Source organism: Rhizobium bangladeshense, assembly GCF_017357245.1.
GTDB lineage: Bacteria > Pseudomonadota > Alphaproteobacteria > Rhizobiales > Rhizobiaceae > Rhizobium > Rhizobium bangladeshense.
Map to the genome: position 1 here is coordinate 2,409,848 of NZ_CP071612.1, position 24,973 is coordinate 2,434,820.

Here is a 24,973-nt window from a genome sequence, read left to right on the forward strand (position 1 = left end):
ACTAGAAGTTGATCGCTGCATAGAACATCGCAAAAAGTCCGTCCATCAGGATGACGACGAAAATCGCCTTCACCACCGAGGCCGTCACGTGCTGACCGAGTGATTCCGCGCTGCCGCCAACCTTCAGCCCTTCCACGGCGGCGACGATGCCGATGACGAGTGCCATGAATGGCGCCTTGATCATGCCCGACAGCACGGTCGACAGCGTCACGGCCTCGTGCAGGCGCGCCAGGAAATTGGCGAAAGTGATGCCGGAATAGCCCCAGGCGACGGCCGCTGCCCCCGCCAGCGAGGCGAAATTCGCCAATACCGTCAGCAGCGGCAGCGCGATGGTGAGCGCCACCAGCCGGGGAAAGATCAGCACGCCGATCGGGTTAAGCCCCATCACCTTCAGCGCGTCGATCTCCTCACGCATCTTCATCGAGCCGATCTCGGCCGTGATCGCGCTGCCGGAGCGGCCGGCAATCATGATAGAGGTCAGGAGCACGCCGATTTCGCGCAGCTGCAGAATGCCGACGAGATCGACGACGAAGACCTCCGCCCCAAAATAACGCAGCTGGAAGGCGCCCTGCTGGGCGATGATCGCTCCGATCAGAAACGACATCAGCAGGATGATCGGAACAGCGCGCACACCCATGTGGTCGATCTGGTTGACGATCGAGGCTGGCGAAACGCCGCTACCGCGGCCGAGCTTCATTTGCGCGCCGCGCACCGCCGAGCCGAGAATATACATCGAGGCGGCAAGATTATCCCAGATGTCATAAGTCATTTTGCCGATGGGCGCCAAGATGCGCGCGGCAAGCGAGACCTTTTCCTTCTGTTCCGGCTCCGCTTTGGCCGGTTCCTCGGAAAACATCTCCAGCATTTCGTCGATATGCGGATTGGTGCCGACGAAGCGCACTGTGCGTCCAGCCGCTTCCTCTTCCTTCTTCAGCCGGCACAGCAACCAGATGCCGGCGGTATCGATGTCTGATAAGTCAGAGAGGTCGAGCGTCAAGTCGCCGTTCTTCTCTCGCCGAAGCTTTTCGAAGTCGCGCAGCACAAGATGCACATAGGCGCTGCGCCAATTGCCGCTGAGACGAACGTGCTGCCCCGAACCATCTGACCGGTCGTCCACTTGCAGCGAGGCGGCGTTGCGATTCTCGGCGTTCAAGATACTTGTGTCTTTCAAGGCTTGCGGCGACATTGCCGACTCGCGAAGCGGATCGCCGCCCGGCGGGTCAATATACAGAAGCAACGTCCAATTTCTATGCTTGCAGGATAGCAATAATGCCGCGCACCCTCGATATCCAGATGAATTCCTTTCCGATTGCCGGAACGTTCACCATCTCCCGCGGGGCAAAGACGGAGGCCGAGGTCGTTACATGCACAGTCACAGAAGAAGGCGCGCAAGGACACGGCGAATGTGTGCCCTACCGCCGTTACGGCGAGACCATGGAGAGCGTCTTCGCACAGATCGAGGCAGCGCGCCCGCTGGTTGAATCCGGCATTTCGCGCGACGATCTGTTGTCGGCGATGCCGCCGGGTGCGGCGCGCAACGCCGTCGATTGCGCTCTCTGGGATCTCGAAGCAAAACGGACGGGCCAGGCTGTCGCAGCCCGCCTCGGCCTCACTGCGCTGAAGCCGCTCACGACAGCCTACACCATATCGTTTGGCGAGCCGGAGGTGATGGCCGCCCAAGCGCGCGAACATGCCGATCGCGCTTTGCTCAAGGTCAAAGTGGGAACCGGTGATGATGAAAGCCGCATCCGCGCTGTCCGTGCGGCCGCACCCGATGCCGCAATCGTTCTCGACGCGAATGAGGGCTGGCCCGAAGCAGTGCTCGAGCGTCACCTGCAGATCGCCGCAGAGGCCGGTGTTGCCCTTGTCGAGCAACCGCTGCCGGCCGGCCGGGATGCGCTGCTTGCCGAAATTCGCCGTCCGCTGCTGGTCTGCGCCGACGAGAGCGTCCATCACACCGGCGATCTCGCAAGCCTTGCCGACCGCTATGACGCCATCAACATCAAGCTCGACAAGACAGGCGGCCTCACCGAGGCCTTGGCGATGAAGGCCGAAGCCGAGAGGCTCGGCTTTTCGATCATGATCGGCTGCATGGTCGGCACTTCGCTTGCCATGGCGCCGGCCGTGCTGCTCGCGCAAAATGCCGATTTCGTCGATCTTGACGGCCCTCTGCTGCTCGCGCGCGATCGCGAGCCCGGCCTGCGCTACGCCGCTTCCCTGGTCTTTCCGCCGGACAGCGCCCTTTGGGGCTGAAGGTAGTAGGCTGAGATGACGAGCCCAAGGCCGGAAAGCGCGACGAGCGCCATGACGTAATAACTGACGAGGCCGAGCCAAGCGTAGAGATAGCCGGAAGCAATAGTCATCAAACCCATCGCCATGCCGACATAAAAGAAATAGGCGCCCTGCGCCGAGGCCTCTTGCGTCTCCTGCACCGTCGCTACGATCCGCCGCTGCACGCCGGTATGCACGAAGGCATAAGTGAAGCCGTGGAAGCATTGCAACAGAAAGAAGCCGGCAAAGCCGGTATCCATGGGAAACAGGATCCAGCGGCAGACGCTGACGGCGCAGCCGAAGCGGATCAGCGTCCAGGCGTTGAAGCGTCGGTTGAGACGCTTCGACAGGAAGAAGACCGTCACCTCCGACGCAACGCCGGCGCTCCAGAGCAGGCCGACTTCAGTGCCGGAAAAGCCGAGCTGATGCCAGTAGATCGAGGAAAAAGCATTCAGCACCGCATGGCTTGACTGCTGAATGGCGACTCCGATCAGGAGCATCAGCAAATGCGGTTCGCGCAGACCGCGGCCGGTCGCGGCCGGAAGATCGATCGGCTGCCCGCGACGCCGCGTCGGCCCGATCCGCGGACAGAAGATCGCCATGACCACCGTCATGGTAAAGCCGAATATCATGACGACGAGCACCATCCCTCCGCCCCACCAGCCGATCAGCTGCCCGCCGAGAAGCGTCGAGATGATGAAGGCGATTGAGCCCCATACCCGCATCGAGCCATAGTCGAGTCCCCAGCGGCGCACGCCCGAAATGACGATCGATTCGATGACAGGCAGATAGGGTGCGAAGGTAGCGCCCTGCAGCGCGAAGACGATCGTCACCGGCCAGAAGCTCGTCGTCCAATAAAGCGCGATCGCCGTCAGCAGCGAGAGGCCGCCCGACCAGAGCAGCACGTCGGCGCGCTCCGTCATGCGGTCAGCGAACATGGCGACGACGGGCGCCACCAGGACCCGAACCACCATCGGTATGGCAAGGATGATGCCGATTTCATGATCGCTGAAGCTGTGAGTTTCCAGCCATACGGGGAAGAACGGCAGCACGATGCCGTTGACGAGCAGCGGCGCGCAATAGGACAGCGCGCTGAGCAGCCGGAAGCGCGGCGGCGCTCCCTCACCCGGGGAATGTTGAGCGGGAATCATAGGTGGACCTGAAGGAAACTGGACGCTGTCCTAACACACCACCCCGGAAGGGACTATTGCGAGAAATAGCCGTCCGAAAACGTTTTAAGAAATAAATTGGGCCTGTCACCTCGCGGTAACGGCTAAACTGCTGGAGAGCCGCCGCGGCTGCGACGGCGCAAAAATCACGCCGCCTGCGGGGCGAGTTCCGCCTCTTCGGAACGCTCGACGGCTGCAAGCGCCGGTACGGCGCTGGTGAGTGCCCGCCAAGTGATCAGTTCGAAGGTGCCGTCCGCATGTTCGGCGACCGCGGTGCAGCTTTCCACCCAGTCGCCGGTGTTGATGTAGCGTATGCCGTCCATATCCTGGATGACGGCGTGGTGGATGTGGCCGCAGATCACGCCCTCGGCACCGCTCTTGCGAGCCTCCTCGGCCACGACGCGCTCGAACTCACCGATGAAATTGACCGCGTGCTTGACCTGCAGCTTTGCCCAGGCGGAAAACGACCAATAGGGCATGCCGAGGCGGCGGCGTACGGCCGCGAGCAGGATATTGATGCGGATGGCCGTATCATAGGCCCAGTCGCCGAGATAGGCGAGCAGACGGGCGTTGCGGACGACGACATCGAACTCGTCGCCGTGCAGGATCAGGTATTTCTTGCCGTCCGCACCGTCATGCATCATGCGCTCGACCACCTCGATGCCGCCGAAATGCATGCCCGGGAAGTCGCGCAGAAATTCGTCGTGATTGCCTGGGATATAGACGACGCGGGTGCCCTTGCGCGCCTTGCGCAACAATTTCTGGACGACATCGTTGCAGACCTGCGGCCAGTACCAGCTGCGCTTCAGGCGCCAGCCGTCGACGATATCGCCGACGAGGACGATCGTATCTGCCTCGTGGTATCGCAGGAAATCCAGCAGAAAATCGGCCTTCGCGGCCTTCGAGCCGAGATGGACATCGGAAATGAAGAGCGTGCGGAAATGTCTGGGTTCCATCATGTCTATCACGAGCTGCCGCTCATGCCCCATCTTTCATCTAGCCTTCCAAAACCAGACTCGTGTTTCAGGAAGATGACAAGGTGGGGAAAAGCCTCGCAAACCCGTTCATTGCGCGAGCGCTATCGTCCGCCGGCAATGTTGCCCTGTTCATCCGGCACGTTCATGATGATGGCGATTCCACATTCGACACTGCGGGTTGGCTGATGCGTCTCTTCCTTGTTCGTCACGGCGAGTCCCTTGGCAACATCAACGAGCAGGCCTACCGCCAATTCGGCGATCACAATGTGCCGCTGACGCAGTGGGGCTACCGGCAGGCGTCAGAGGCTGGCGGTGCGATTGCTTCCTTCCTGAGAGCATTGCCGAGCGCACGTCGAGGCAAGCTCCACATCTGGTATTCCCCGTTTTTAAGGACACGCCAGAGCAAGGATGCGCTGCTCGAAGCCCTGCCGGAAAGCTTTGTCGGCGACATCAGGGAAGATTATCTCCTCCGCGAGCAGGATTTCGGTCTCTTCACCGAGATCTATGATCACGCGGAGCGGAAGCAGAAATTCCCCGAGGAATTCGAAAAATGGGCAAGACTGCGCAATAACAGCGGGAAATTCTACGCGCGGCCGCCGGACGGCGAAAGCCGGGCGGACGTGGCGCAGCGGGTGCGTCTCTTTCTCCAGACGGTCATGCGCGACGCCGAACATGACGACGACAACGTAGCGATCGTCGGCCATGGCGTCACCAACCGCGCGGTGGAAATGAATTTTCTCCACCATTCGGTCGACTGGTTCGAGCGCTCCGACAATCCCGGAAACGCCGACGTCACGCTGATCGAGGGAACCCGCTCCCACGGCTACCAATCAATCCTGCTGCACCAGGCCTGCGACCGGGAGCCGGGACAGGAGAGCGAATTGCGCGATGCCTATGGCGCTGATGTGACGATAACGCCGAAGGGCGGTGGATAAACCCCTCCCCAACGAGGCCGCACCGTCCTTCTCCAATTCATCGTTTCATCCGCGAAAACGTCCATGTCCGCCACGGTCAGCGCCAACTCAACCCCTCCCGCCCTACTTCAACTTCACGCAGCCTGCTCCGCCGCCATCGGCTTCACATTCTGGTTCATCCGGAACAGATTGTTCGGATCGTAGCGCAGCTTGATTTCGGAAAGACGCGCATAATTGGCCCCGTAAGCCATTTCGACCCGGTCGACCTCGTCTTCGGGCATGAAGTTGATATAGGCGGTGCCCACAGCATGCGGCTTGGTGGCTTCGAAGAGTTCACGCGCCCAGCCAATGCAGCCTGCGTCCATCCCGGTTTCCCGCCAGCGCGCGTGCACATTCATGACGAAATGCGAACTGCGCTGCGGAAATGCGGTGGCTTCGGTCGGCACACGGCCGGCGGCCCCACCGACATGGCCGATGAATATTTCGCATTCGGGTCCTGGCAGTCCGCGCACGGCGTCCAGAAGCAAGCCGATCGCCGCATCCGAAAGCGACGCGAAGTCCTGGCTCTTCCAGTAGTTGCGCGCCCCTGGTGTCAGCAGCGGATCGAATGCCTGCTGCCAGCCAACAAACGGCATTGGGCCGACGATGTCGGCAATCGGCTTTCCGATCCCACGCAATCTGGCCGCAGCCTTTTCGCCGGCCGCAACGTTTCCGCAATAGCACATGGCGAGCACCACGACCTCCTTGCCGTGCCACTCGGCCGGCAGGAACGGCAGCGGCGGCGCCTGGCGCATCACCATCCAGCAGGTCAGCTCGTCGGGTGCTGCTTCCAGCGCCTGCCGATACTCCCGAAGCACTTTTTCCGCGTCGGCGAAGGGATGTACGACCAATCCGGCGAAAACTTCAGGATGGAGCGGGTTGAGCTGGAATTCGAAGGAGGTGACGACGCCGAAATTGCCGCCGCCGCCGCGCAGTGCCCAGAACAGATCCGGCCTTTCCGTCTCGCTCGCGTTGACCAGCTCGCCCTCGGCGGTCACCACATCGACCGAAATCAGATTATCCAGCGTCAGCCCGAATTTGCGGGTTAACCAGCCGAAACCGCCACCGAGCGTCAGGCCGGCAATGCCGGTCGTGGAATTGATGCCGGTCGGCAGCACCAGCCCGAAGGCCAGCGTTTCCTTGTCGACGTCGCCGAGCGTGGCGCCTGGCTCGACCCTGGCGCGGCGTGTCTCGATATCTACCCGCACCGATTTCATCGGCGACAGATCGATGACGACACCACCCTCGCAAACCGCATTGCCGGCAATGCCGTGCCCACCGCCGCGCACCGAAACGAGCAGATCGTTGTCGCGCGCAAAGCGCACAGCGCGCACGACATCGGCCGCTCCCGCGCACCGCGCGATCAGGCCCGGCCGGCGATCGATCATTGCGTTCCAGATCGTCCGCGCCTCGTTGTAATCCATGTCTTTGCTGGTCAGGAGACTGCCGCGAAAGCCGGCGGCAAACGCATCCATGGCCACGTCATTGACCATCGTCTGACCCCGTTGCAGGGTCGTCAGGTTCAAATTGTCCATGATTTCCTCCATGCGACCGGCGCCCCGCACCGTCGCGGCCGGCATCTTGCGCTTGCAAGGGGTGTCAAACAAGTTTCCAAAAGGATTAGTACCGGCGATGGCGGTAGATCTGCCGCGTAGTGTCATGGGACACGCCGTCTCGACGAAAACTTCTCCCACCCTCATTTCCATACTGTCCCCACGATCCGATTGATGTATGGAGGGATCTTCAGAAAAAGACGTGCACGGAGGCGGCAATGGATCACCAGGAAAAATCCAAGACGGACAAGAACCTGCCGGGCGGCGATCTCGACGAGCAGGCGCTGTTCTTCCATCGCTACCCCCGCCCCGGCAAGCTGGAGATCCAGGCGACCAAGCCGCTCGGCAACCAGCGCGACCTCGCACTTGCCTATTCGCCGGGCGTCGCCGCTCCCTGCCTCGCCATTCGCGACAATCCTGAAACGGCTGCCGACTACACGTCCCGCGCCAATCTCGTCGCTGTCATTTCCAACGGCACCGCCGTGCTCGGCCTCGGCAATATCGGCCCCCTGGCTTCGAAGCCGGTCATGGAGGGGAAAGCCGTGCTCTTCAAGAAATTCGCCGGCATAGATGTTTTCGACATCGAGATCGACGCCGCAAGCGTCGATCAGATGGTCTCGACGGTTTCGTCGCTGGAGCCGACCTTCGGCGGCATCAACCTCGAAGACATCAAGGCGCCGGAATGTTTCGAGGTCGAGCGGCGCCTGCGCGAGAAGATGAAAATCCCGGTCTTCCACGACGACCAGCACGGCACGGCGATCATCGTCGCCGCCGCGATCCTGAACGGGCTGGAGCTGGCTGGCAAGTCCATCGATAACGTCAAGATCGTCGCCTCGGGCGCGGGGGCCGCGGCGCTGGCCTGCCTCAATCTGCTGGTCACGCTCGGCGCCAAGCGCGAAAACATCTGGGTCCATGACATCGAAGGCCTCGTCTATGAGGGCCGCACCGAGCTGATGGACGAATGGAAGTCCGTTTATGCACAGAAGAGCGACACCCGCACCCTCGCCGAAAATATCGGCGGCGCGGATGTTTTCCTCGGCCTTTCCGCCGCGGGCGTGCTGAAGCCGGAGCTGCTGGCGCAGATGGCGGACAAGCCGCTGATCATGGCGCTTGCCAATCCGACGCCGGAGATCATGCCGGATCTCGCCCGCGCCGCCCGTCCGGATGCGATGATCTGCACAGGCCGCTCGGATTTCGCTAACCAGGTCAACAACGTCCTGTGCTTCCCCTATATCTTCCGCGGCGCCCTCGATTGCGGCGCGGAGACGATCAACGAAGAAATGAAGATGGCGGCCGTGCGCGCCATTGCAGCTCTCGCCCGCGAGGAGCCGTCCGACGTCGCCGCCCGCGCCTATTCCGGCGAAACGCCGGTCTTCGGTCCCGATTACCTGATCCCCTCGCCCTTCGATCCGCGCCTCATCCTGCGCATCGCCCCTGCGGTTGCGAAAGCCGCCGAACAGAGCGGTGTGGCCCGCCGCCCGATCCAGGATTTCGACGCCTACCTCGACCAGCTGAATCGCTTCGTCTTCCGCTCCGGCTTCGTCATGAAGCCGATCTTCACTGCGGCAAAGGCCGCGGAGCGCAAACGCGTCATATTCTCCGAAGGCGAGGACGAGCGCGTGCTGCGCGCTGCCCAGGTGCTGCTCGAAGAAGGCTTGGCCAAGCCGATCCTGATCGGTCGTCCGCAGGTCATCGAAACGCGTCTCAAGCGCTACGGTCTGCGCATCCGGCCGCTGCAGGATTTCGAGGTCATCAATCCGGAAGACGATCCGCGTTTCCGGGAATATGTCGATCTGTATTTCTCACTGGTCGGCCGGCGTGGTGTCATCCCGGAAGCCGCCCGTACTATCGTGCGTACCAACACGACCGTCATCGGCGCGCTGGCGCTGAGGCGCGGCGAGGCCGATGCGCTGATCTGCGGCCTCGAAGGCCGCTACGAGAAGCACCTGCGCGACGTCCGCCAGATCATCGGCAAGCGAAAGGATGTCCGCGATTTCTCAGCCCTCAGCCTGATGATCTCGCAGCGCGGCGCCACTTTCTTCACGGATACCTACGTCACCTTCAATCCGAGCGCAGAGGAAGTTGCCGAAGCAACCGTGCTTGCGGCGGAGGAAATCCGCCGCTTCGGCATCACTCCGCGAGCCGCCCTCGTCTCGCACTCCAACTTCGGCTCGCGCGAGTCCGAAAGCGCGACGAAGATGCGAAATGCCCTGCAGCTCGTTCGCGAAACAGCCCCCGACCTCGAGGTCGACGGCGAAATGCACGGCGAAAGCGCCATCACCGAAGCGCTGCGCAAGCGCGTCATGCCGGATACAACGCTGCACGACGAGGCGAACCTGCTCGTCTTCCCTAACCTCGACGCCGCCAACATCACCTTCGGTGTGGTGAAGTCGATGACCGACGGACTGCATGTCGGCCCGATCCTGCTTGGCACCGCCATGCCCGCTCACATTCTTGCTCCGTCTGTGACTTCACGCGGTGTGGTCAACATGGCCGCACTCGCCGTCGTCGAGGCATCGCAGCCGGCGTAAAGCGATGTTGGCCCAATTCGCGGCGGTGTTTCGAAGCGAGCACCGCTGTCGTGAAGAGTAAGCACCGAGAACCGCTGTTCGATCCGCTGCAACGAGATTCGGCGGCACGCGCCGGCTCGTTCAGTTGCGCCGCCAAGCTCTTTGAAGCCCTTGAAGATCAAGGTTTCAAGGGCTTCGTGAAGTCCACGAACTCTGAGCCGGGAGAATCCAGCCGCATTTCACCTCGGCGTAACGTCGAAGCCGAACCACTTCTGCGATAGGTTGACGATCGTGCCGTCCGCCTTGGCTGCTGCGATCGCGTCGTTAAACATAGCTTTCAGATTCGTATCCTCCTTACGCAAGCCAACCGAGCTCCCTCGCCCGAGCATGCCGCCCTGGAACCGAGGGCCTGTGACGATCAAATCCTCGTTGCCCGGCTTTGCCGCCGCGGTCGAGAGATATGCCATCGACGCCATGACGAGGTCGACGCGACCGGCCTTCAGATCAAGATCATGCTGTTCCGTCGTCTTGTACTCACGGACATCGACGACACCCTTTAAATATTTGTCGAGGAAGGCTGCAGCGATCGATGCAGTCTGCACGCCGATTGTCTTGCCCTTGAGCAACGGCTCTATCTGCTTCAGCGCGGCGACAGCGCCGGCCTCGTCCGTTGCGAGCGAAAATACCTCGCCCTTCAAAGGCAAATTGGCAACCGGAGAGTCTTTCAATGCAGCAAAGGTCTGACCCGTCGTGCCGTAGGAATCGCTGAAAGCGATAACCTCCTCGCGCTTGGCGGTTGCAGACATCCCCGAAATGATTACGTCGAACTTGCCGGCATTGAGGGCCGGGATCATGCCGTCAAAAGGCTGGATTACGGTCGTGCATTCGATCTTCATATGGGCGCAAAGATACTTGATCAGCTCGATTTCGTAACCGTCAAGGCTACCGTCGGCCTTGGTGAAGTTCCACGGCCGAAAGGCTCCCTCGGTCGCAATCGTCACATGCGTCCATTTCTTCTCCTCGGCGCGTACCGCCGTCGAAACGGCCAAGGCAGCGATCATACCGATCGCGGTCATAATTGCAGTCAGGTATTTCATGTTTGAGTTCCCCTTGTTTGAGCTGATGAATTATTGATTGATGAACTGTCGGAAGCGCTCCGACTTCGAGTTCGAGAAGACATCCTGGGGCTTGCCCTCTTCCTCGACCACACCCTTGTGTAAAAAGACGACGCGGCTGGAGACGTCGCGGGCGAATCCCATCTCATGTGTGACGACCAGCATGGTGCGTCCTTCCTCGGCCAAGGCGCGCATGACGCGCAGAACCTCCCCTACAAGCTCCGGATCGAGTGCCGATGTCGGCTCATCGAAGAGCATCACTTTTGGATGCATGGCGAGCGCGCGGGCAATGGCGGCGCGCTGCTGCTGGCCACCGGAGAGATGTGCGGGATAGAAATTGCGTTTATCGGCAATACCGACTTTGGCGAGCAACGCTTCGGCTTCCTCTATGCATTCGGCGCGCGAGCGGCGCTGAACATGGATAGGCGCCTCGATAAGATTCTCGATGACCGTCTTGTGAGACCAGAGGTTGAAGTTCTGGAACACCATTCCAAGCTGGGAGCGAATACGATCGACCTGCTTTCTATCCGCCGCGCGGTGCACGCCGTCGGCATTGCGCTGCATCGAGATCGTTTCGCCGGCGACGGTCACTTCGCCGGAGTCCGGCGTTTCGAGCAGATTGATGCAACGCAGGAACGTCGATTTCCCGGAGCCCGACGAACCGACAATGGAGACGACATCGCCCTCCAAAGCGTCAAGGGAGATGCCCCGGATGACCTCAATAGGTCCGAAGCTCTTGTGCATTTCGCGCACGCTGAGTGCGATTGGTGTAGCCGTCATCGATGTTCTCCTGCAGGGGTCGTCGTGGCGGCACTCTCTCGGGTGACGGGAAGAGGAGCGCGCAGATGCGGGCTAAGCCTGTATTCGGCGAATTGAATGAGACGCGTCAGCAAGAAATTGAGGGCGAGATAGATGGCCCCGGAGACGACGAAGACCTCAATTGCCCGATAGGTCTCGGAGATGATCTTGGCGGCAACGCCCGTTACCTCCATCAGCGTAATGATCGAGGCGAGCGACGTCGCCTTGACCATCGATATCATTTCGTTGCCGTATCCGGGCAATGCTTGGCGGATTGCGAGTGGCAAGATAATTCGGCGAAACATAAGAATGCGATGCATGCCGCAGGCGCGAGCAGCCTCGATTTGACCGTGCGGCACCGAGAGCAGCCCGCCCCGAATGATTTCACTGGCGTAGGCCGCGGTATTCAAGGTAAGCGCCAGAACCGCACACCAGTAAGGATCGCGGAGAAACGGCCAGAAGACGCTGTGCCGTATGGCCGGAAACTGGCCAAGCCCGTAATAGATGAGAAATATCTGCACCAACAGCGGCGTGCCGCGGAAGATGAAGACATAGAGCCGTGCGAACCAATCCAGAGCGACGACGCCGGAGAGGCGGGCAAGCGCCAGCAAGAGTGCCAGAATGGCCCCAAGGCAGATCGATGTCACGGCAAGCTCGATCGTCAACGGAATTGCAGAGACCAGGCTCAGAAATGTTTCCTTGAGAAACTGCCAGTCCATCAATCCCTCCTCACGCCGCGCGACAGGCGCCGCTCCGCCTGCTGGATGATGAGGCTCGAAACTGTCGAGATCATCAGGTAGATCGCGCCGGCGATCAGGTAGAAATCGAATGGGAGCCCGGTCGATCCCGCGCCGACCTGGGCCTGGCGCAGGAGTTCGGCAACGCCTGTGATCGATACCAATGCCGACTCCTTCAGGACGACCTGCCAGACATTGCCGAGACCAGGAAGCGCGTGACGCAGCGTCAGCGGCGCAATGATCCGCCGCAGACGAAGCCAGCGCGGCATGCCGCAGGCGATGGCCGCCTCGATCTCACCCGGGTGGACCGCCTTGAACCCGCCTCGCAGCACCTCCGTAAACTGGGCGCCGGAGGTGACGCCCACGGCAAGGGAACCGGCAAGAAAGCCCGGGAAGCCGAGGAAGCCTTCGGCACCGAAAAGTCTGCCGACCGCCGTGACCACGGCGCTGCCGCCGAAATAGAAGAGGTAGATGACCAACAGGTCGGGAATGCCCCGCAACACGGTCGTATAAGCATCAGCGGTTGCTCGAGCAAAGCCATTGCCGGCAATCTTCGCCCATGCCCCAAGCGTCCCGATACAGGCGCCGACGGCATAGCCGGCGATTGCAACGAGGATGGTCATCCACGCTCCGGCCAGAAGAGCATGCCCCCAGCCATCCGGACCGAAGCCGGCAAGCTCAAAAAGACCCGGCTGGCTCATGGCGCCGCCCCGGGAGAGCTTATTCTTGCAGCGACTGACATTGTCATAGCCTCAGTTGGCATGATGCGCCGAAAGGGCGCTTAGCGGACGTCGAACGTCGGTGTCAGGTCGATCTTGCTCCATTTTTCAGAGAGCTGCTTGATCGTGCCATCCTTGGCGGCCTGCCTGATTGCGTCATCGAATTTGGCCTTCAGATCGGTCTCGCCCTTGCGCATGCCGAGTGCGACTTCGGTAGCTAGCATCGCGCCTTTCACCAGCGGGCCTGACATCATCAGACCGTCATTGCCAGGCTTCCCGAGCACGGAGGTTCCGTAAACACCGCTGTCGAAACCAGCATCGATGCGCCCAGCCTTCAGATCGAGGTCACGCTCGCCGGAATTCTTGTAGGCGCGCACCGTTACATCGGACCCGAAATAGGCGTTGATCAACTGCTCTTGGCTGGTCGACTGTACGACGCCGACGGTCTTGCCATTGAGGGCCTTGCCGATTTCGGCCATCACCGGATCGGCCTTGGACTTGTCGTTCAAATTCAGCCGTTCGCCGGTCATCGGCAGAGAAGATACCGGCCCGTCCCTCAGAAGCAGGAAGCTTGCGACCCCGCTGGCGTAGGGTACAGTGAAATCGACCACCTGCTTGCGCTTCTCGTTGATGCCGAGGGTCATCACCAGATCGAATTTGCCGGCATTGAGACTGGGGATCATTGCATTCCATTCGCCGGATATGAGTTCACAGCCGACTTTGGCGCGCTTGCAGAGGTCGTTGATGAGATCGACATCGAAGCCTGCCAGCTTGCCGCTGGAATCCATGAGGTTCCAGGGGGGAAATGCGCCTTCGATGCCGACCTTGACATGCGTCCAGTCCTTGGCGCCGGCAGCGGACGAAGTCAGGACGGCAATGGCGCCGAACAGAGCGGCAAGCAAATTTCTATTCTTCATTTCTGTTCCCCTTTTTCGGCCAAATGACCGCTTGTTTGTTCTGCAGTATGGCTGCGTCAGTCCTCCAGGGCCGCACGCAAAGCTGCGTTGGCTTCCCTCACCCCGTGGACCAGGCGATTTCTCGTCTGGCGGGCATGGACAGCGTAAAAAGGCATATCCGGCGATCCCACGGGCTGCGCCGCCAACGCTCGCAGCCCGTCCAACGCCGGCCAGGCCGGGTGCGGAAGGGCGGGATCATGATGAAAGCGCTCGCCGCTCGTATAATTCAGCGGCACGAGCTGGCGACCGGCGCGCATCAGCGACGCGTTCACACGCGCCGTCTTTGCCGGAGACAGGTCCGTCGTCTCCAATACGGCTTTCGCGCTGTTGCTCAACTCCTCGACTGCGTTTGCGAGAGCCGAAATGTCGATGCGCCCGGAAAGCTCAGCCTGCAGTTTCGCGACTTGTTGGCTGAGAGCCTGCGCGTAGACGGTATAGTCAAATGGCAGGAGCGGAGAGGTCAGCAAGCGCCAAAGCACGTCAAGCACGATCCGCGTATCTCGGCTGAGATTGTCAGGATCGATATGCTCTGCCGTGTCATGCGGCGTGTGCCACCACCAACCAAGCGCCGTCAGGGTCTTGATGGGCCCCGGCGGCTGATGGCTGAGGCTGCCGAACATCGAGGGGATTCCGACTCCCCAGAATGACTGATCCGCGGCTCGGCCATGCCGTCTGCCGGCATGCTTTTGTCCGGTTACCCTCTCGATTACATCTAGCGCCAGCGGCCTCAGTTCATCGATGACAGCGGAATTGGTGAGAACGGTCGCACCCTCGCCGCCCGTGGAATCGACATTGACATGCACGGCGCAACGGCGATCGAGTTCGTCGAAAAATTCGTCCGCATACCATGCCGAGCCGGAATAGCGGCCGTGCGAATGGCCTGACCAGAAGCAGATGCGCAAGCCGCGTCGCCAATCACCTGCATGAAGGGCCAGCAGGCGCGCCGCCTCCAGCATGGTCGCGTTCGCGCCTCCATTGTCCATGACGCCGAAATGCCAGGTGTCATGATGGCCTGAAAACAGCACGAATGGTTTGTCCTCGCCTGACGGCTGAAGTTCGGCGACAAGAAGCGGCGTCTTGCGCCAGCCGGTATCGACCTCTGCCGTCAGCGTCGCCCGCACCCTTTCGCCGCGCGCGAGCCTTTCGCGCAGGCGCACCCCATCTTCCGAGGCAATGGTGCAGATCACGGTCTTCGGCAGGTGGGCGCGCGTGTGTTGCGATGGGCTGCCCCAGACGGGCGACACGCACATCTCGTAGAGATGCTCATTCGGGCTCACATGAATCTCGCCGACAGCGCCGGCCGCGCTCGCCAATACGGCGACTTCCTCCGTCGCAATTCCGTCGATTAGGACGATCTTGCCGGCCAGGTCCCTGCCAAAAAAATCGGCTTCCTTGCCTTCGCCGACATATGCGAGGTCGCCCCTTATGCCCGCTGTGGAAACCGACATGGAATGGGTAATACAACGGAGACTTTCGCCTTTGACCTCGACCTTCGCAGGACCGGGCAAGCTGATGAACGCATCATGCGACAGCAACTGCGTCCTGTATCCGTAGCTCTCCATCTGCGCCTGAAGATAATGAAAGCTCTCGAGTTCCTCCGGCGTTCCGGACAATTTCACCCGACGGGCGAACTCGCGGATATGGGCCATCAGGCGTTCAGGATCGGGCTGAAAGTCCGGGTTAGGCATCAGCCTTCTCCGGCAATGGCGGCTCGACGTCATCCGGGATCGGATTGACGAACGGCGTACGCTCAAGTCGCGCTCTGTGATCGGCTTTGGCAGCTTCGATCAATCGGGGATTACAGATGAGATCGACGGCCGTGCTCGCCATCACCTTGGCGGCGTGTTCGGTTCCCTTGTGTGCAGCCGGCAGTTTGCCTTGCGCAACCAGCTGCCAGGAATGTCCGGGCGTGCCGATGGCATAGGTAGCGCCTCGCATCTGCACGGTTGGCACCACCCAGCTGACGGTTCCGACATCGGTGGAGCCGACCAGTGTGCCGTCACCGGCATTCAAAGGAAATATCTCCTCGCAGAGCGCCTGCCCCTCCTTCGGTTTCAGCGCAAAACGACCATAGGACGCGGCGATATCTTCTGCATTGAAGGTCTGCTGGAACTTGCGGGCTGCCGCCCGGTCGGCATCATCGAATGGGGGCGGGCCAAGCCGCTGCAGATGGGCGAACATGCACTCTTCAAGGGGTGTATTGCCGACGAGATTGGCATCGCCGCTGACGATCTCACTGCGGACGATCGTCTCGGTCATCAGGGCCGCACCTTCGGCAACTTTTTTGACGCGGGCGACCAGAGACAGGAGCTCCGGCAAAGTCCTTGCACGGACGAGATAGCGTACCGTCGCGCGCGCCTGCACGACGTTAGGCGCCCCGCCACCAGCGTCAGTGATGGCGTAGTGGATGCGCGCGGTCGAAGGCATGTGCTCGCGCATATAGTTCACGCCGACATTCATCAACTCCACCGCATCGAGAGCGCTGCGGCCGAGGTGTGGCGTGGCGGAGGCATGCGACGCCCTCCCGGAAAAATGGAAGTTGATCTCATTGCAGGCGAGCGAAATGGGGTTGTTGACGCCGGCAAAGGCTGCGGGATGCCAGGAGATGGCGATATCGACGTCGTCGAAAACGCCGGCGCGCACCATGAAACCCTTCGAAGAGCCGCCTTCCTCGGCTGGGCAGCCGTAATAGCGCACCCTTCCCTTCAAACCACTTTTTGCGAGGAAATCCTTTACCGCGGCGGCAGCGAGCATGGATCCGGCGCCTAGCATATTATGGCCGCAGCCGTGGCCATTGCCGCCGTCGACCAAGGGGCGCTGCTCGGCAATACCGGCCACCTGGCTCAAACCCGGCAGCGCATCGAACTCGCCAAGGATCGCGATGACCGGCCCACCCTCGCCTGCCTCTCCCATGACCGCCGTCGGCAACCCGGCAATGCCGCGCTCGACACGGAAACCTTCGCTTTCCAGCATGCGGGCGTGCTCTTCGGCAGATTGATGTTCCAGGTAATTGATCTCGGGAATATCCCAGATGCGATCGCTCAACTCGAAGAACGCCGTGCGCTTTCTCTCGACGATTTCCCAAACGGCATCTGAATTCTGCATGGATTTACAATCCGCCTTATAAAGTGGTAATCAAATTGGCGCCAATTTATGCTCCAATTGCATCAGGCGCGCAAGGCATGAGCATGAATATTTTTCGATGCCGATGTCGCCTCGTTGTTGGCCGAGGCAGAGCTATGATAGTCATCGCCGAAATCGGGCTGGGAGAATTGAATGATTTCGCTGGAAGGCGACGCGACAGCGCAAGCACAAGAGCCGCAAGCCATCGATGTGACCGAACTCATTCTCCAGGATATCCTTGCCGGTCGCCTCCCGCCCGGAACCTGGTTGAAGCAGATCGATCTCGAGAGGCGGTATAACTGTACACGGCCCGAGGTTCGCAGGGCTCTCGACAGACTGGTGCAGAAGCGACTGGTGGAGCATATCCCCAATCGCGGTTATCACGTCCATGAGCAGGACGGGCGCCGCGCTCAGGAGGTTAGCGACATTCGCGTCATCCTCGAAGTGGCCGTCAGCGACCGCATCATCGCGAATGCGAGCGAGGCCGATATTGCAAATTTGCGGGTTCTGGCTTTACGCTTCGACGATCTTGTGCTGAACGGCACCATGCTTGAACTTTACGAAGCCAATCTCGCCTTCCATCGCCATCTGCTTGCTCTCGCCGGCAACCAGGAACTCGTGGAACTGATCACGGAAATTCGGCAGCGGACGTCTTCCGCGCCGGTGTCGCAGTGGCGAACGCGCGCCCGCATAGAGCAATCCGGCCGCGAACATCAGCAGATGGTCGACGCGATAGAGAAACGCGACACCGATGGCCTGATGGAGCTGACGCGCAGGCACATTCTTCAAGGCTGATCGGCCTCAATGACGCCGTCAGCTGTCGCTGGAACTTAGGCATAATCGGAATAGCTGGAGCGACGAGCGCCAGGCGCTCTGCTGGATAAGATCGCGAAAATACGCTAAGAAATCCTCTGAGCTTATTAAGAGAAATGAGCTATGAAACGCACGGGGTGACGTCGCATTCGATACCCCACCGATTGCTTATTCCGGGACGAGTCGTGAAACGCCGAAACCTGTCTCTTGCATTTCTTCTTGCGTTGGCATCGCCCGCCGCCGCGCAGTCCAGCGCCGTCTGCAACGACCTGCGCGGTCGTCTTGCCGATCTGCCGCGGTCGATCGGCAACGGCAACGGTCCGGAAGCGCGCCAATATGCCAGCGCAATCGCCGAGCAGAACCTCGAGCTGCGCAAGGTCCGCAACGATCTGCGCAGCTACGGCTGCACCTCGGGCAGCATGCTCGTGATCGGCGGCGAGAATGCCGATTTTTGCGCCGAGCTCTCAGACGCCGAAGCCCGGATGATCGACAATATCCGTTATCTCCAGGAGCGCCGCAACGAGCTGCGCAGCCAAGCCGGCGGCGATGACGGCGCGCGCCGTGAATTGACGGCTGCGCTCGAACGCAATGGCTGCAACAGCGAAAATTTCTATGCGCCGACAGAGCGCAGCGCCAGCGAGGCCGCCCCAAGCGTCGAAGAACAGGCGATGCGCACCGACACCTTCATCGCGCTCGGTAGCGGTGAAGAGGCCGATCCGCGTTACGGCCTGCCGAGGGCTGAAATGTTTTCGCCGGTCAGCACCATCTGCGTTCGCAGCTGCGACGGCGGCTTCTTCCCGATCAGCTCGAACACCACCTCAGTCGATTTCGGCCGGGATGCCCAGACCTGCGCCAAAATGTGCCCTGGCATCGAGACAGAACTCTTCTATCGCGACGTGACCAGTACCGAGGCCTCGAACATGATCTCGGTCGCGACGGGCGCTCCCTACAGCGCCATGAAGAACGCCTTCGCTTACAAGAACCGCGCGCCTGGCGAGAAAAATTCCTGCGCCTGCAATCTCACCGCCTATTACGAGGAGATGCGTGGCAAGCAGGCCCTAAGCGAGCCGCCGCAGCAGGGTTCGATCACAACGATCCGCACCACCCCCCCGGCGAAGGACACTGCAGCAGCAGCAGCCTCGCAGCAACCATCCGTTCCCGAGCGTCCCTACGACCCCACCCGGAACAAGATCCGTCAGGTCGGCCCGCAATTCCTTGCAGGCGACCAGGGCTCGATCGATCTTGCCAATCCGGCAACGCCGGGCCCACAACCGCAACAGCAGTAACTGCTAGGGGTCGTTGCGTCCCCATCCGTCGTGGAAAACCAGTTCCTCGAGCGGCAGCCGCTGCCGCCAGCCTTTGATCGAGAGTTCCGGTTCCTCATATAGCCGGTCGACAAAGCCGGCGCAGAGCCAGGCGACCACTTCGATATGCTCGGGGATGCCGAGAATGGTTTTCAGGTCACCTTCACGGAAGATGCTGACCCAGCCGATGCCGACCCCCTCGGCGCGGCCGGCAAGCCAGAGATTCTGAATGGCGCAAACGGTCGAATAGGAATCCATCCGCCGATTGTGCGTCCGTCCCAGCACCACGCTGCCGCCGCGAGTGGGGTCGCAGGTCACGCATATACCGAGCGGCGCCTCCACGATGCCTTCGAGCTTGAGGGATCGATAGGCCTGCCGCCGCTCACCTTCAAACATCGACGCTGCCTCATCGTTGGCCACAGCAAAGGCGTCGCGCACGCGCGAGCGGACGGCTGCACTTTTGACCAGAATGAAATTCCATGGCTGCATGAAGCCTACCGAAGGTGCATGATGCGCGGCTGTCAGAAGCCGCGCCACGAGGTCGTCGGGCAAGGGATCGGGCAGGAACTGGCTGCGCACGTCACGTCGCGTCATGATCGCGTGATACACCGCCTCGCGCTCGGCCGGCGAAAAACCGGATGCCGCCGAAAGGGCATCCACATCAAAGGGTCGCATCGTCATATCCCCAACAACGCAACCGCCCGCCGTCCGCGCGGGTTGGGTCTATCTCGCCAGGCCGGTCTTCTGACTTGGCTTCATCCATCTGCCGCAGCCTTCCCGGCAAAAGCCAGTGGCACGATGAAGCGGCAGACGTCGGCCTTACAGCGTTGGGCACGTTCCGGCATTGCACCGGATTCCCGATTCTCCCGCCCACAGGGCGAGCACCTGACGGCGCATCTATTTCAGGAAACCGGCGCGGCGGCAAGTGCGGGCAGACTGACCCTGAACCGCGACCGCAGACGGCTGATCAGGGGCAGACAGCTCCGCATCGGCGATCTTTTGGTTGCGGGAGGAACAGCCTCTGTGTGCCTACCCATCCTCCTCTACTTTATGATTTCTTCATACATCAAATCCACACTGCCTTTGCGCGTTTTGGGTCGCAAATCAGACATGGGCATGAGCGCTCGTGATGTGACCGTCAGCGTCGATGCCGTGCAGATATGCCGGTCGCAAAGATGGTCGACCGAGCCGCAATTCCAGGCTCCGCGGATGTTCCAATTCTTGAAAACCATGCCCCTGACAGCCAAGCTGGCTGTGATCATCGTCGCCGTCAATGTATGCGGCATTTCCGCTTTCGCCACCTATACGTGGATGTATGAAACCCGGGCGCTGATCGATAGCGCCAAGGCGAACTGGTCCAAGGATGCGGAACAGTTTGCCTCTCTGGCCGCCGGCGGCGTGAAATGGGGCAAGGCGAACGCCGTTCGCGAAGCCTATTCGCTGTACCGTGACGACCCCTCGCTCGATCTCGTTCAATTTGCCGCATTCAACGCGGAGCCTGCTGCCGTCGACACCTGGACGCGCGACGGCATTTCCGGTTTGCCGACGCCGGCCGACCTGGCGACGCGCCTCAGCGCCAAACCTGACAAAACGACAGTCGATGACAACGGAATGTCCGCCGGTCTGGTCACGATTATTGCGCCGCTGCCGCTGGACAAGTCCGGCAAGACAACCGGCTACGTCGTTACGAACTGGTCTGTCGAAAAGATAGCTTCCGAAGTCCGCCAGAAGGTTCTCGTTTCGCTGCTCACCCAATCCGTCATCACTGCCTTCGCAGTCATCGCTCTCCTTTTCGCCATGCGCAGCCTGGTGGGCCGGCCCCTCAGGATCCTCAGCAAACGAATTGGCGCGTTGCAGAATGGCGACCTCGCCTCCCCCGTCGCCTACAGGGAAAATGGCGACGAAATCGGCTTTCTCGCGCGTGCGCTGGAAGTCTTCCGTCACGAGGCGATCGCAAAGGTCGAAAGAGAGCAGGCCGCTGCCGAGCAGAGCGCCTCGTTCGATGCCGAACGGGCGCGCAATGCATTGTTGACGGAAGAAGCCGGCAACAGGCAACGGCTAGTGATGACCACTCTTGCGAACGCATTGGAAAAGCTGGCCGCCGGCGACTTCTCGGTTCAGCTTGCCGATCTAGGCCCTGAATTCGACAAGTTGCGCCAGGATTTCAACAACATGGTCCAGGCCGTCGCGGCCGCGCTGACAGAGATAAAGATCGCTTCCGTTGCGGTTGAGGGCGGTTCAAGTGAACTGGCCTCCTCCGCAGATCAGCTTGCCAAGCGGACCGAACAGCAGGCGGCAGCACTGGAACAGACGGCTGCGGCACTGGATCAAGTGACCACGACCGTCAAGACCTCGTCGCAGCGGGCCGAAAATGCCGGACAATTGGTCGAGGAAACCAAGCGAAGTGCTCACGTCTCGGCGACGGTCGTGCGCGACGCGATCGGAGCGATGGACCGGATCCAGACCTCCTCCAGCCAGATCGGGCGCATCATCGGCGTCATCGACGAAATCGCATTCCAGACGAACCTGCTGGCGCTGAATGCCGGCGTCGAGGCCGCGCGCGCCGGCGAGGCCGGCAAGGGTTTTGCGGTTGTCGCACAGGAGGTTCGTGAACTCGCCCAGCGCTCGGCAAACGCGGCAAAGGAAATCAAGAACCTGATCAACGTTTCCGGCCGGGAGGTTGCCGCCGGCGTCGGGCTGGTGAACGAGACCGGTGATGCTCTCCTGAAGATCGAGGAGCAGATCAATCGCATCAGCGACAGCATCGCTACCCTCGTTCAGTCCTATCGCGAGCAGGCGACCGGTCTGCAGGAAATCAACGGCGCGATCAACCAGATGGATCACGCGACGCAGCAGAACGCGGCGATGGTCGAAGAAACGAACGCGGCCTGCCAGGAGCTGCTGTTGCAGGGACGCCAGCTGCAGGATTCGGCCGGCCGGTTCGTTGTCGGCTCGACCGTGGCGGGCGAGCCAAGGCCCGTCCGGCCGAGCGCCCGCCAAAATCGTGCAGAACCCAAAGCCATCGTGCCACGACATGCCGGAAATGCAGCCATTGCCGCTTCTCCCAGTGCCTGGGAGGAGTTCTGATGTCGTCCTCGCCCCGATAAGCCCCATTTCTCAGCAACTGATCACAGGAAGGGAACAGTTATGAAGAGAGTTGTGACCACATTGCTTTTCGCCTCAGCCGCATTCGTCGCACCCATCGGCGTATCGATGGCCGAGGATGCCAAGCTTGCCCCGATTGCCGATTACGTTAAGAGCGAGGTGAACCCCTGGCTGAACGATCCCACCGTCATTGAGGCAATTAAGGCGCAGGATACTGCGAACGCCAATCTGAGCGAAGCCGACATCGACGCCCTCGACAAGAAATGGCGCGCCGAGGTCGATGGCTCCGACCACTCGATGATCGATGGCGTGCTCGGCAACGCGCTGTCGAAATTCCTTCAGGCGAAAAAGGAAGCCTCGGGCGGCAAGATTACCGAGATCTTCGTCATGGACGCAAAGGGGCTGAATGTCGGCCAAAGCGACGTCACCTCCGATTACTGGCAGGGGGACGAGGCGAAATTCCAGAAGTCCTTCGGCGCCGGCAAGGATGCCATCTTCGTCGATGAGATCGAAAAAGACGAATCGACCCAGACACTGCAGTCGCAGGCGAGCATCACTATCTCAGACGAATCGGGAACCCCGATCGGCGCCGTCACCATAGGCGTGAACGTCGACGCCCTCTGATTTCGTTATACAACGTATCGCCTCGAAGGGAATGCTTCTGGGCGATACGCCTTGAGCCTCTCGGAGGCGGAAGATGCCATGCGAACGCCGGATTTCCGACCGCAAATTTTGCGTGACAATCGACGACCTCGACGCTACATACGCCTGATGTCGACGACTTCAATCTACGCCTCGCGATTTTATTCGTACCGCTGCTCCCAGCGGATGCGGGTCCGTGCGTAACTGAATTCGACGCGACGACAACCCGAACAGCCGCTAGTCTACCTGGCGGCTTTTTTATTCCGCACGGTATGACCAAACAGGAGCCATACTGTGTCTGATACCATCGATGATCTGCGTATCCTCGAGATCACTCCGCTGACCAAACCCGCTGATATAATCGCGGAAATTCCCCGAACCGCTGACGTCAGCGAGACGGTGACCAGCAATCGCAATGCGATCCATAAGATTCTCAAGGGTGAAGACGACCGCCTGATCGTGGTCATCGGCCCCTGCTCCATCCATGATCCGGTTGCCGCACGGGAATATGCCGCACGGCTGGCCGAGCAACGACAGCGCTTCTCCAGCGATCTTGAAATCGTCATGCGTGTCTATTTCGAAAAGCCCCGCACCACAGTCGGCTGGAAGGGCTTGATGAACGACCCGCATCTAGACGGCAGCTACAGAATAGAGGAAGGGCTGAGAATTGCGCGACGCCTGCTGCTCGACATCAATGCGATGGGGCTTCCGGCGGGTGTCGAATTCCTCGAGACGATCACGCCGCAATACATTGCCGACCTCGTCAGCTGGGGTGCGATTGGCGCACGCACGACCGAAAGTCAGATCCATCGCCAGCTCGCCTCCGGCCTCTCCTGCCCGATCGGCTTCAAGAACGGCACCGATGGCGGCGCTCGCGTCGCGCTCGACGCGATCCTCGCCGCTTCACAGCCGCATCACTTCCCGGCCGTCACCAAGGACGGACAGGCGGCAATCGCCTCGACAAAGGGCAATGAGGACTGCCACATCATTCTGCGCGGCGGAAAGCGGCCGAATTACGAGGCGGCCGATGTCGAATCCGTAACAGCGGAATGCCTTAAACTCGGCGTCGCCCCCCGCATTCTCATCGACGCCAGCCATGCCAATAGTGGCAAGGACCCGATGAACCAACCACTCGTCGTCCATTCCGTGGCCTCGCAGGTGACCGCCGGAAACTATCATATCAAGGGCATGATGGTGGAAAGCAACCTCGTCGCCGGCCGCCAGGATTTCGTTCCCGGCAAGCCGCTGGTCTACGGTCAGTCGATCACCGATGGTTGCATCGACTGGAACTTGTCGGTGACAGTGCTGGAAGAGTTGGCGAAAGCCGCTGGCACGCGGCGCAAAGCGGCAGCGGCTTAAACGGCCGGGAAATAGCGCACATAGGCGAATTCCTCGCCATCAGGAGACCAGCAGGGCACGTTGATCGTGCCCTGCCCGCCGAAAAGCTCGAACAGGGTCTTCAGGTTGCCGCCGTCCATATCCATCAGCCGCAATCGCACGTCGAGATCGCGCGGATGATCGAAAACAGAGGGGTCATAGGACAGGATCAACACCTTGTCATTTCTGGGTGATGGATGGGCGAACCAATTGCCCTGATTGTCCGAGGTCACCTGCTCGAGACCCGTGCCGTCGGGGTGAATACGCCAGATCTGCATCAGCCCGGTGCGGCTGGAGTTGAAATAGATCCATTGCCCGTCAGCGGAATAGTCGGGTCCATCATTGCGGCCCTCGCCATGCGTCAGCCGCGTCTCGACGCCACCGTCGACGGAAATCGTATATATGTCGAAGAGGTCGTCTCGAATGCCGCAATAGGCGAGTTGCCGACCGTCCGGTGACCAACCATGCCAGTAAGAAGGATGGTTTTCAGTGACGAGTCGCGGCGTGCCGCCTTCGATCGGCAGGATATAGATCGCCGACTTGCCGAATTCGGTCTTGTCGGAGATGACGATCTCGGTGCCATCGGGTGAAATGCCGTGATCATTGTTGCAGTTGACCGCAAAGCCCGTATCGACCCTCACCACATCGCCGCCGTTGAGCGGCAGCCGGAACAGCAGCCCGTCGCCGTTGAGCAGAAGATATGAACCGTCGGGGGAGAAGTTCGGCGCCTCCACCAGCCTGTCCGTCTGCCAGACCTCGCAAGCCCTGCCTGTCCTGACATTGTAGATCTCGACCGAGCTGCGCATGTTTCCTCCTGATATCCCGAGCGCGTCCGCGATGCCGATCGCGTC

21 protein-coding genes and 1 riboswitch are annotated in these 24,973 nt (G+C 60.8%); of the genes, 8 read left to right on the forward strand and 13 right to left on the reverse strand.

The annotated features are described in order from the left end of the window. Position 1: 1 nt before the first annotated feature. Positions 2-1,186, reverse strand: a complete 1,185-nt coding sequence (locus J2J98_RS11765) for an MlaE family lipid ABC transporter permease subunit (protein WP_138395382.1) — start codon at positions 1,184-1,186, stop codon at positions 2-4. Between the two features lie 83 nt (positions 1,187-1,269). On the opposite strand from J2J98_RS11765, the gene dgcA reads away from it, so the two are divergent. Then, the gene (gene dgcA, locus J2J98_RS11770; protein ID WP_207601135.1) at positions 1,270-2,253 is read left to right on the forward strand and encodes an N-acetyl-D-Glu racemase DgcA; all 984 of its coding nucleotides are present in this window, start codon (positions 1,270-1,272) and stop codon (positions 2,251-2,253) included. Here the strand turns inward: dgcA and J2J98_RS11775 are convergent. Then, positions 2,205-3,422 carry an MFS transporter gene (locus J2J98_RS11775; RefSeq protein WP_064705155.1) on the reverse strand — a complete coding sequence of 406 codons (1,218 nt, stop codon included), beginning with the start codon at positions 3,420-3,422 and terminating at the stop codon, positions 2,205-2,207. The two genes, dgcA and J2J98_RS11775, sit on opposite strands and share 49 nt — an antisense overlap. 164 nt (positions 3,423-3,586) lie before the next feature. Continuing rightward, entirely contained in the window at positions 3,587-4,429 is an 843-nt protein-coding gene (locus J2J98_RS11780) for a UDP-2,3-diacylglucosamine diphosphatase (RefSeq protein ID WP_138395317.1), read from the reverse strand. A gap of 173 nt (positions 4,430-4,602) precedes the next feature. Between J2J98_RS11780 and J2J98_RS11785 the strand changes: the two genes are divergently transcribed. Beyond that, positions 4,603-5,352: a histidine phosphatase family protein gene (locus J2J98_RS11785; protein WP_207603117.1), complete on the forward strand. Its 750-nt coding sequence runs from the start codon at positions 4,603-4,605 to the stop codon at positions 5,350-5,352. A gap of 113 nt (positions 5,353-5,465) precedes the next feature. Here J2J98_RS11785 and J2J98_RS11790 read toward each other — a convergent pair whose 3' ends face one another. After that, complete coding sequence (locus J2J98_RS11790; RefSeq protein WP_207601136.1) at positions 5,466-6,905, reverse strand: FAD-binding oxidoreductase; 1,440 nt, start codon at positions 6,903-6,905, stop codon at positions 5,466-5,468. Positions 6,906-7,141: 236 nt separating this feature from the next. On the opposite strand from J2J98_RS11790, the gene J2J98_RS11795 reads away from it, so the two are divergent. After that, positions 7,142-9,454 carry an NADP-dependent malic enzyme gene (locus J2J98_RS11795; RefSeq protein WP_064705157.1) on the forward strand — a complete coding sequence of 771 codons (2,313 nt, stop codon included), beginning with the start codon at positions 7,142-7,144 and terminating at the stop codon, positions 9,452-9,454. 218 nt (positions 9,455-9,672) lie between these two features. Here the strand turns inward: J2J98_RS11795 and J2J98_RS11800 are convergent, their stop codons facing one another. The 7 genes from J2J98_RS11800 to J2J98_RS11830 all read right to left on the reverse strand — a co-directional run bounded on the left by J2J98_RS11800 (position 9,673) and on the right by J2J98_RS11830 (position 16,863). Next, positions 9,673-10,530, reverse strand: coding sequence for a transporter substrate-binding domain-containing protein (locus J2J98_RS11800; protein ID WP_207601137.1), 858 nt, complete (start codon positions 10,528-10,530; stop codon positions 9,673-9,675). Between the two features lie 30 nt (positions 10,531-10,560). Continuing rightward, a complete protein-coding gene (locus J2J98_RS11805; RefSeq protein ID WP_207601138.1) occupies positions 10,561-11,328 on the reverse strand; it encodes an ABC transporter ATP-binding protein in 768 nt (255 codons plus the stop codon). Next, the gene (locus J2J98_RS11810; RefSeq protein ID WP_207601139.1) at positions 11,325-12,065 is read right to left on the reverse strand and encodes an ABC transporter permease; all 741 of its coding nucleotides are present in this window, start codon (positions 12,063-12,065) and stop codon (positions 11,325-11,327) included. Before J2J98_RS11810 ends, J2J98_RS11805 begins: the two co-directional genes overlap by 4 nt. Continuing rightward, positions 12,065-12,784, reverse strand: a complete 720-nt coding sequence (locus J2J98_RS11815; protein WP_207601140.1) for an ABC transporter permease — start codon at positions 12,782-12,784, stop codon at positions 12,065-12,067. Before J2J98_RS11815 ends, J2J98_RS11810 begins: the two co-directional genes overlap by 1 nt. 80 nt (positions 12,785-12,864) lie before the next feature. Next, positions 12,865-13,719 (reverse strand): transporter substrate-binding domain-containing protein, encoded by an 855-nt coding sequence (locus tag J2J98_RS11820; RefSeq protein WP_207601141.1) that lies wholly within the window; start codon positions 13,717-13,719, stop codon positions 12,865-12,867. A 56-nt stretch (positions 13,720-13,775) separates the two neighbouring features. After that, positions 13,776-15,446 carry a M28 family peptidase gene (locus tag J2J98_RS11825; protein WP_207601142.1) on the reverse strand — a complete coding sequence of 557 codons (1,671 nt, stop codon included), beginning with the start codon at positions 15,444-15,446 and terminating at the stop codon, positions 13,776-13,778. Continuing rightward, positions 15,439-16,863: a M20 family metallopeptidase gene (locus tag J2J98_RS11830; RefSeq protein ID WP_207601143.1), complete on the reverse strand. Its 1,425-nt coding sequence runs from the start codon at positions 16,861-16,863 to the stop codon at positions 15,439-15,441. Before J2J98_RS11830 ends, J2J98_RS11825 begins: the two co-directional genes overlap by 8 nt. Before the next feature lie 171 nt (positions 16,864-17,034). Here J2J98_RS11830 and J2J98_RS11835 point away from each other — a divergent pair, with 171 nt between their 5' ends. Then, a complete protein-coding gene (locus tag J2J98_RS11835) occupies positions 17,035-17,676 on the forward strand; it encodes a GntR family transcriptional regulator (protein ID WP_064705164.1) in 642 nt (213 codons plus the stop codon). 203 nt (positions 17,677-17,879) lie between these two features. Further along, on the forward strand, positions 17,880-18,980 hold the full coding sequence (locus J2J98_RS11840; RefSeq protein WP_207601144.1) for a DUF2865 domain-containing protein: 1,101 nt from the start codon (positions 17,880-17,882) through the stop codon (positions 18,978-18,980). A gap of 3 nt (positions 18,981-18,983) precedes the next feature. On the opposite strand, the gene bluB is transcribed toward J2J98_RS11840, so the two are convergent. Beyond that, complete coding sequence (gene bluB, locus J2J98_RS11845; protein ID WP_207601145.1) at positions 18,984-19,673, reverse strand: 5,6-dimethylbenzimidazole synthase; 690 nt, start codon at positions 19,671-19,673, stop codon at positions 18,984-18,986. Between the two features lie 42 nt (positions 19,674-19,715). Then, positions 19,716-19,902: riboswitch (cobalamin riboswitch) on the reverse strand. 305 nt (positions 19,903-20,207) lie between these two features. Here bluB and J2J98_RS11850 point away from each other — a divergent pair. The 3 genes from J2J98_RS11850 to J2J98_RS11860 all read left to right on the forward strand — a co-directional run bounded on the left by J2J98_RS11850 (position 20,208) and on the right by J2J98_RS11860 (position 24,104). Next, the gene (locus J2J98_RS11850; protein ID WP_207603118.1) at positions 20,208-22,085 is read left to right on the forward strand and encodes a methyl-accepting chemotaxis protein; all 1,878 of its coding nucleotides are present in this window, start codon (positions 20,208-20,210) and stop codon (positions 22,083-22,085) included. 60 nt (positions 22,086-22,145) lie between these two features. Beyond that, on the forward strand, positions 22,146-22,727 hold the full coding sequence (locus J2J98_RS11855) for a hypothetical protein (protein WP_064705167.1): 582 nt from the start codon (positions 22,146-22,148) through the stop codon (positions 22,725-22,727). A gap of 312 nt (positions 22,728-23,039) precedes the next feature. After that, a complete protein-coding gene (locus tag J2J98_RS11860; protein ID WP_138395326.1) occupies positions 23,040-24,104 on the forward strand; it encodes a 3-deoxy-7-phosphoheptulonate synthase in 1,065 nt (354 codons plus the stop codon). Here the strand turns inward: J2J98_RS11860 and J2J98_RS11865 are convergent. After that, positions 24,101-24,928 (reverse strand): TolB family protein, encoded by an 828-nt coding sequence (locus J2J98_RS11865; protein WP_207601146.1) that lies wholly within the window; start codon positions 24,926-24,928, stop codon positions 24,101-24,103. The genes J2J98_RS11860 and J2J98_RS11865 overlap by 4 nt on opposite strands. Positions 24,929-24,973: the final 45 nt, after the last annotated feature.

What these genes read in the sequence shown, in the direction of transcription:
- J2J98_RS11835 (WP_064705164.1), top strand. Translation starts at nt 17,035, where the DNA reads ATGATTTCGCTGGAAGGCGACGCGACAGCGCAAGCACAAGAGCCGCAA.
- J2J98_RS11810 (WP_207601139.1), bottom strand. Translation starts at nt 12,065, where the DNA reads ATGGACTGGCAGTTTCTCAAGGAAACATTTCTGAGCCTGGTCTCTGCA.
- dgcA (WP_207601135.1), top strand. Translation starts at nt 1,270, where the DNA reads ATGCCGCGCACCCTCGATATCCAGATGAATTCCTTTCCGATTGCCGGA.
- J2J98_RS11825 (WP_207601142.1), bottom strand. Translation starts at nt 15,446, where the DNA reads ATGCCTAACCCGGACTTTCAGCCCGATCCTGAACGCCTGATGGCCCAT.
- J2J98_RS11830 (WP_207601143.1), bottom strand. Translation starts at nt 16,863, where the DNA reads ATGCAGAATTCAGATGCCGTTTGGGAAATCGTCGAGAGAAAGCGCACG.
- J2J98_RS11795 (WP_064705157.1), top strand. Translation starts at nt 7,142, where the DNA reads ATGGATCACCAGGAAAAATCCAAGACGGACAAGAACCTGCCGGGCGGC.
- J2J98_RS11775 (WP_064705155.1), bottom strand. Translation starts at nt 3,422, where the DNA reads ATGATTCCCGCTCAACATTCCCCGGGTGAGGGAGCGCCGCCGCGCTTC.
- J2J98_RS11850 (WP_207603118.1), top strand. Translation starts at nt 20,208, where the DNA reads ATGTTCCAATTCTTGAAAACCATGCCCCTGACAGCCAAGCTGGCTGTG.
- bluB (WP_207601145.1), bottom strand. Translation starts at nt 19,673, where the DNA reads ATGCGACCCTTTGATGTGGATGCCCTTTCGGCGGCATCCGGTTTTTCG.
- J2J98_RS11815 (WP_207601140.1), bottom strand. Translation starts at nt 12,784, where the DNA reads ATGAGCCAGCCGGGTCTTTTTGAGCTTGCCGGCTTCGGTCCGGATGGC.
- J2J98_RS11790 (WP_207601136.1), bottom strand. Translation starts at nt 6,905, where the DNA reads ATGGACAATTTGAACCTGACGACCCTGCAACGGGGTCAGACGATGGTC.
- J2J98_RS11785 (WP_207603117.1), top strand. Translation starts at nt 4,603, where the DNA reads ATGCGTCTCTTCCTTGTTCGTCACGGCGAGTCCCTTGGCAACATCAAC.
- J2J98_RS11780 (WP_138395317.1), bottom strand. Translation starts at nt 4,429, where the DNA reads ATGGGGCATGAGCGGCAGCTCGTGATAGACATGATGGAACCCAGACAT.
- J2J98_RS11855 (WP_064705167.1), top strand. Translation starts at nt 22,146, where the DNA reads ATGAAGAGAGTTGTGACCACATTGCTTTTCGCCTCAGCCGCATTCGTC.
- J2J98_RS11805 (WP_207601138.1), bottom strand. Translation starts at nt 11,328, where the DNA reads ATGACGGCTACACCAATCGCACTCAGCGTGCGCGAAATGCACAAGAGC.
- J2J98_RS11865 (WP_207601146.1), bottom strand. Translation starts at nt 24,928, where the DNA reads ATGCGCAGCTCGGTCGAGATCTACAATGTCAGGACAGGCAGGGCTTGC.
- J2J98_RS11765 (WP_138395382.1), bottom strand. Translation starts at nt 1,186, where the DNA reads ATGTCGCCGCAAGCCTTGAAAGACACAAGTATCTTGAACGCCGAGAAT.
- J2J98_RS11820 (WP_207601141.1), bottom strand. Translation starts at nt 13,719, where the DNA reads ATGAAGAATAGAAATTTGCTTGCCGCTCTGTTCGGCGCCATTGCCGTC.
- J2J98_RS11800 (WP_207601137.1), bottom strand. Translation starts at nt 10,530, where the DNA reads ATGAAATACCTGACTGCAATTATGACCGCGATCGGTATGATCGCTGCC.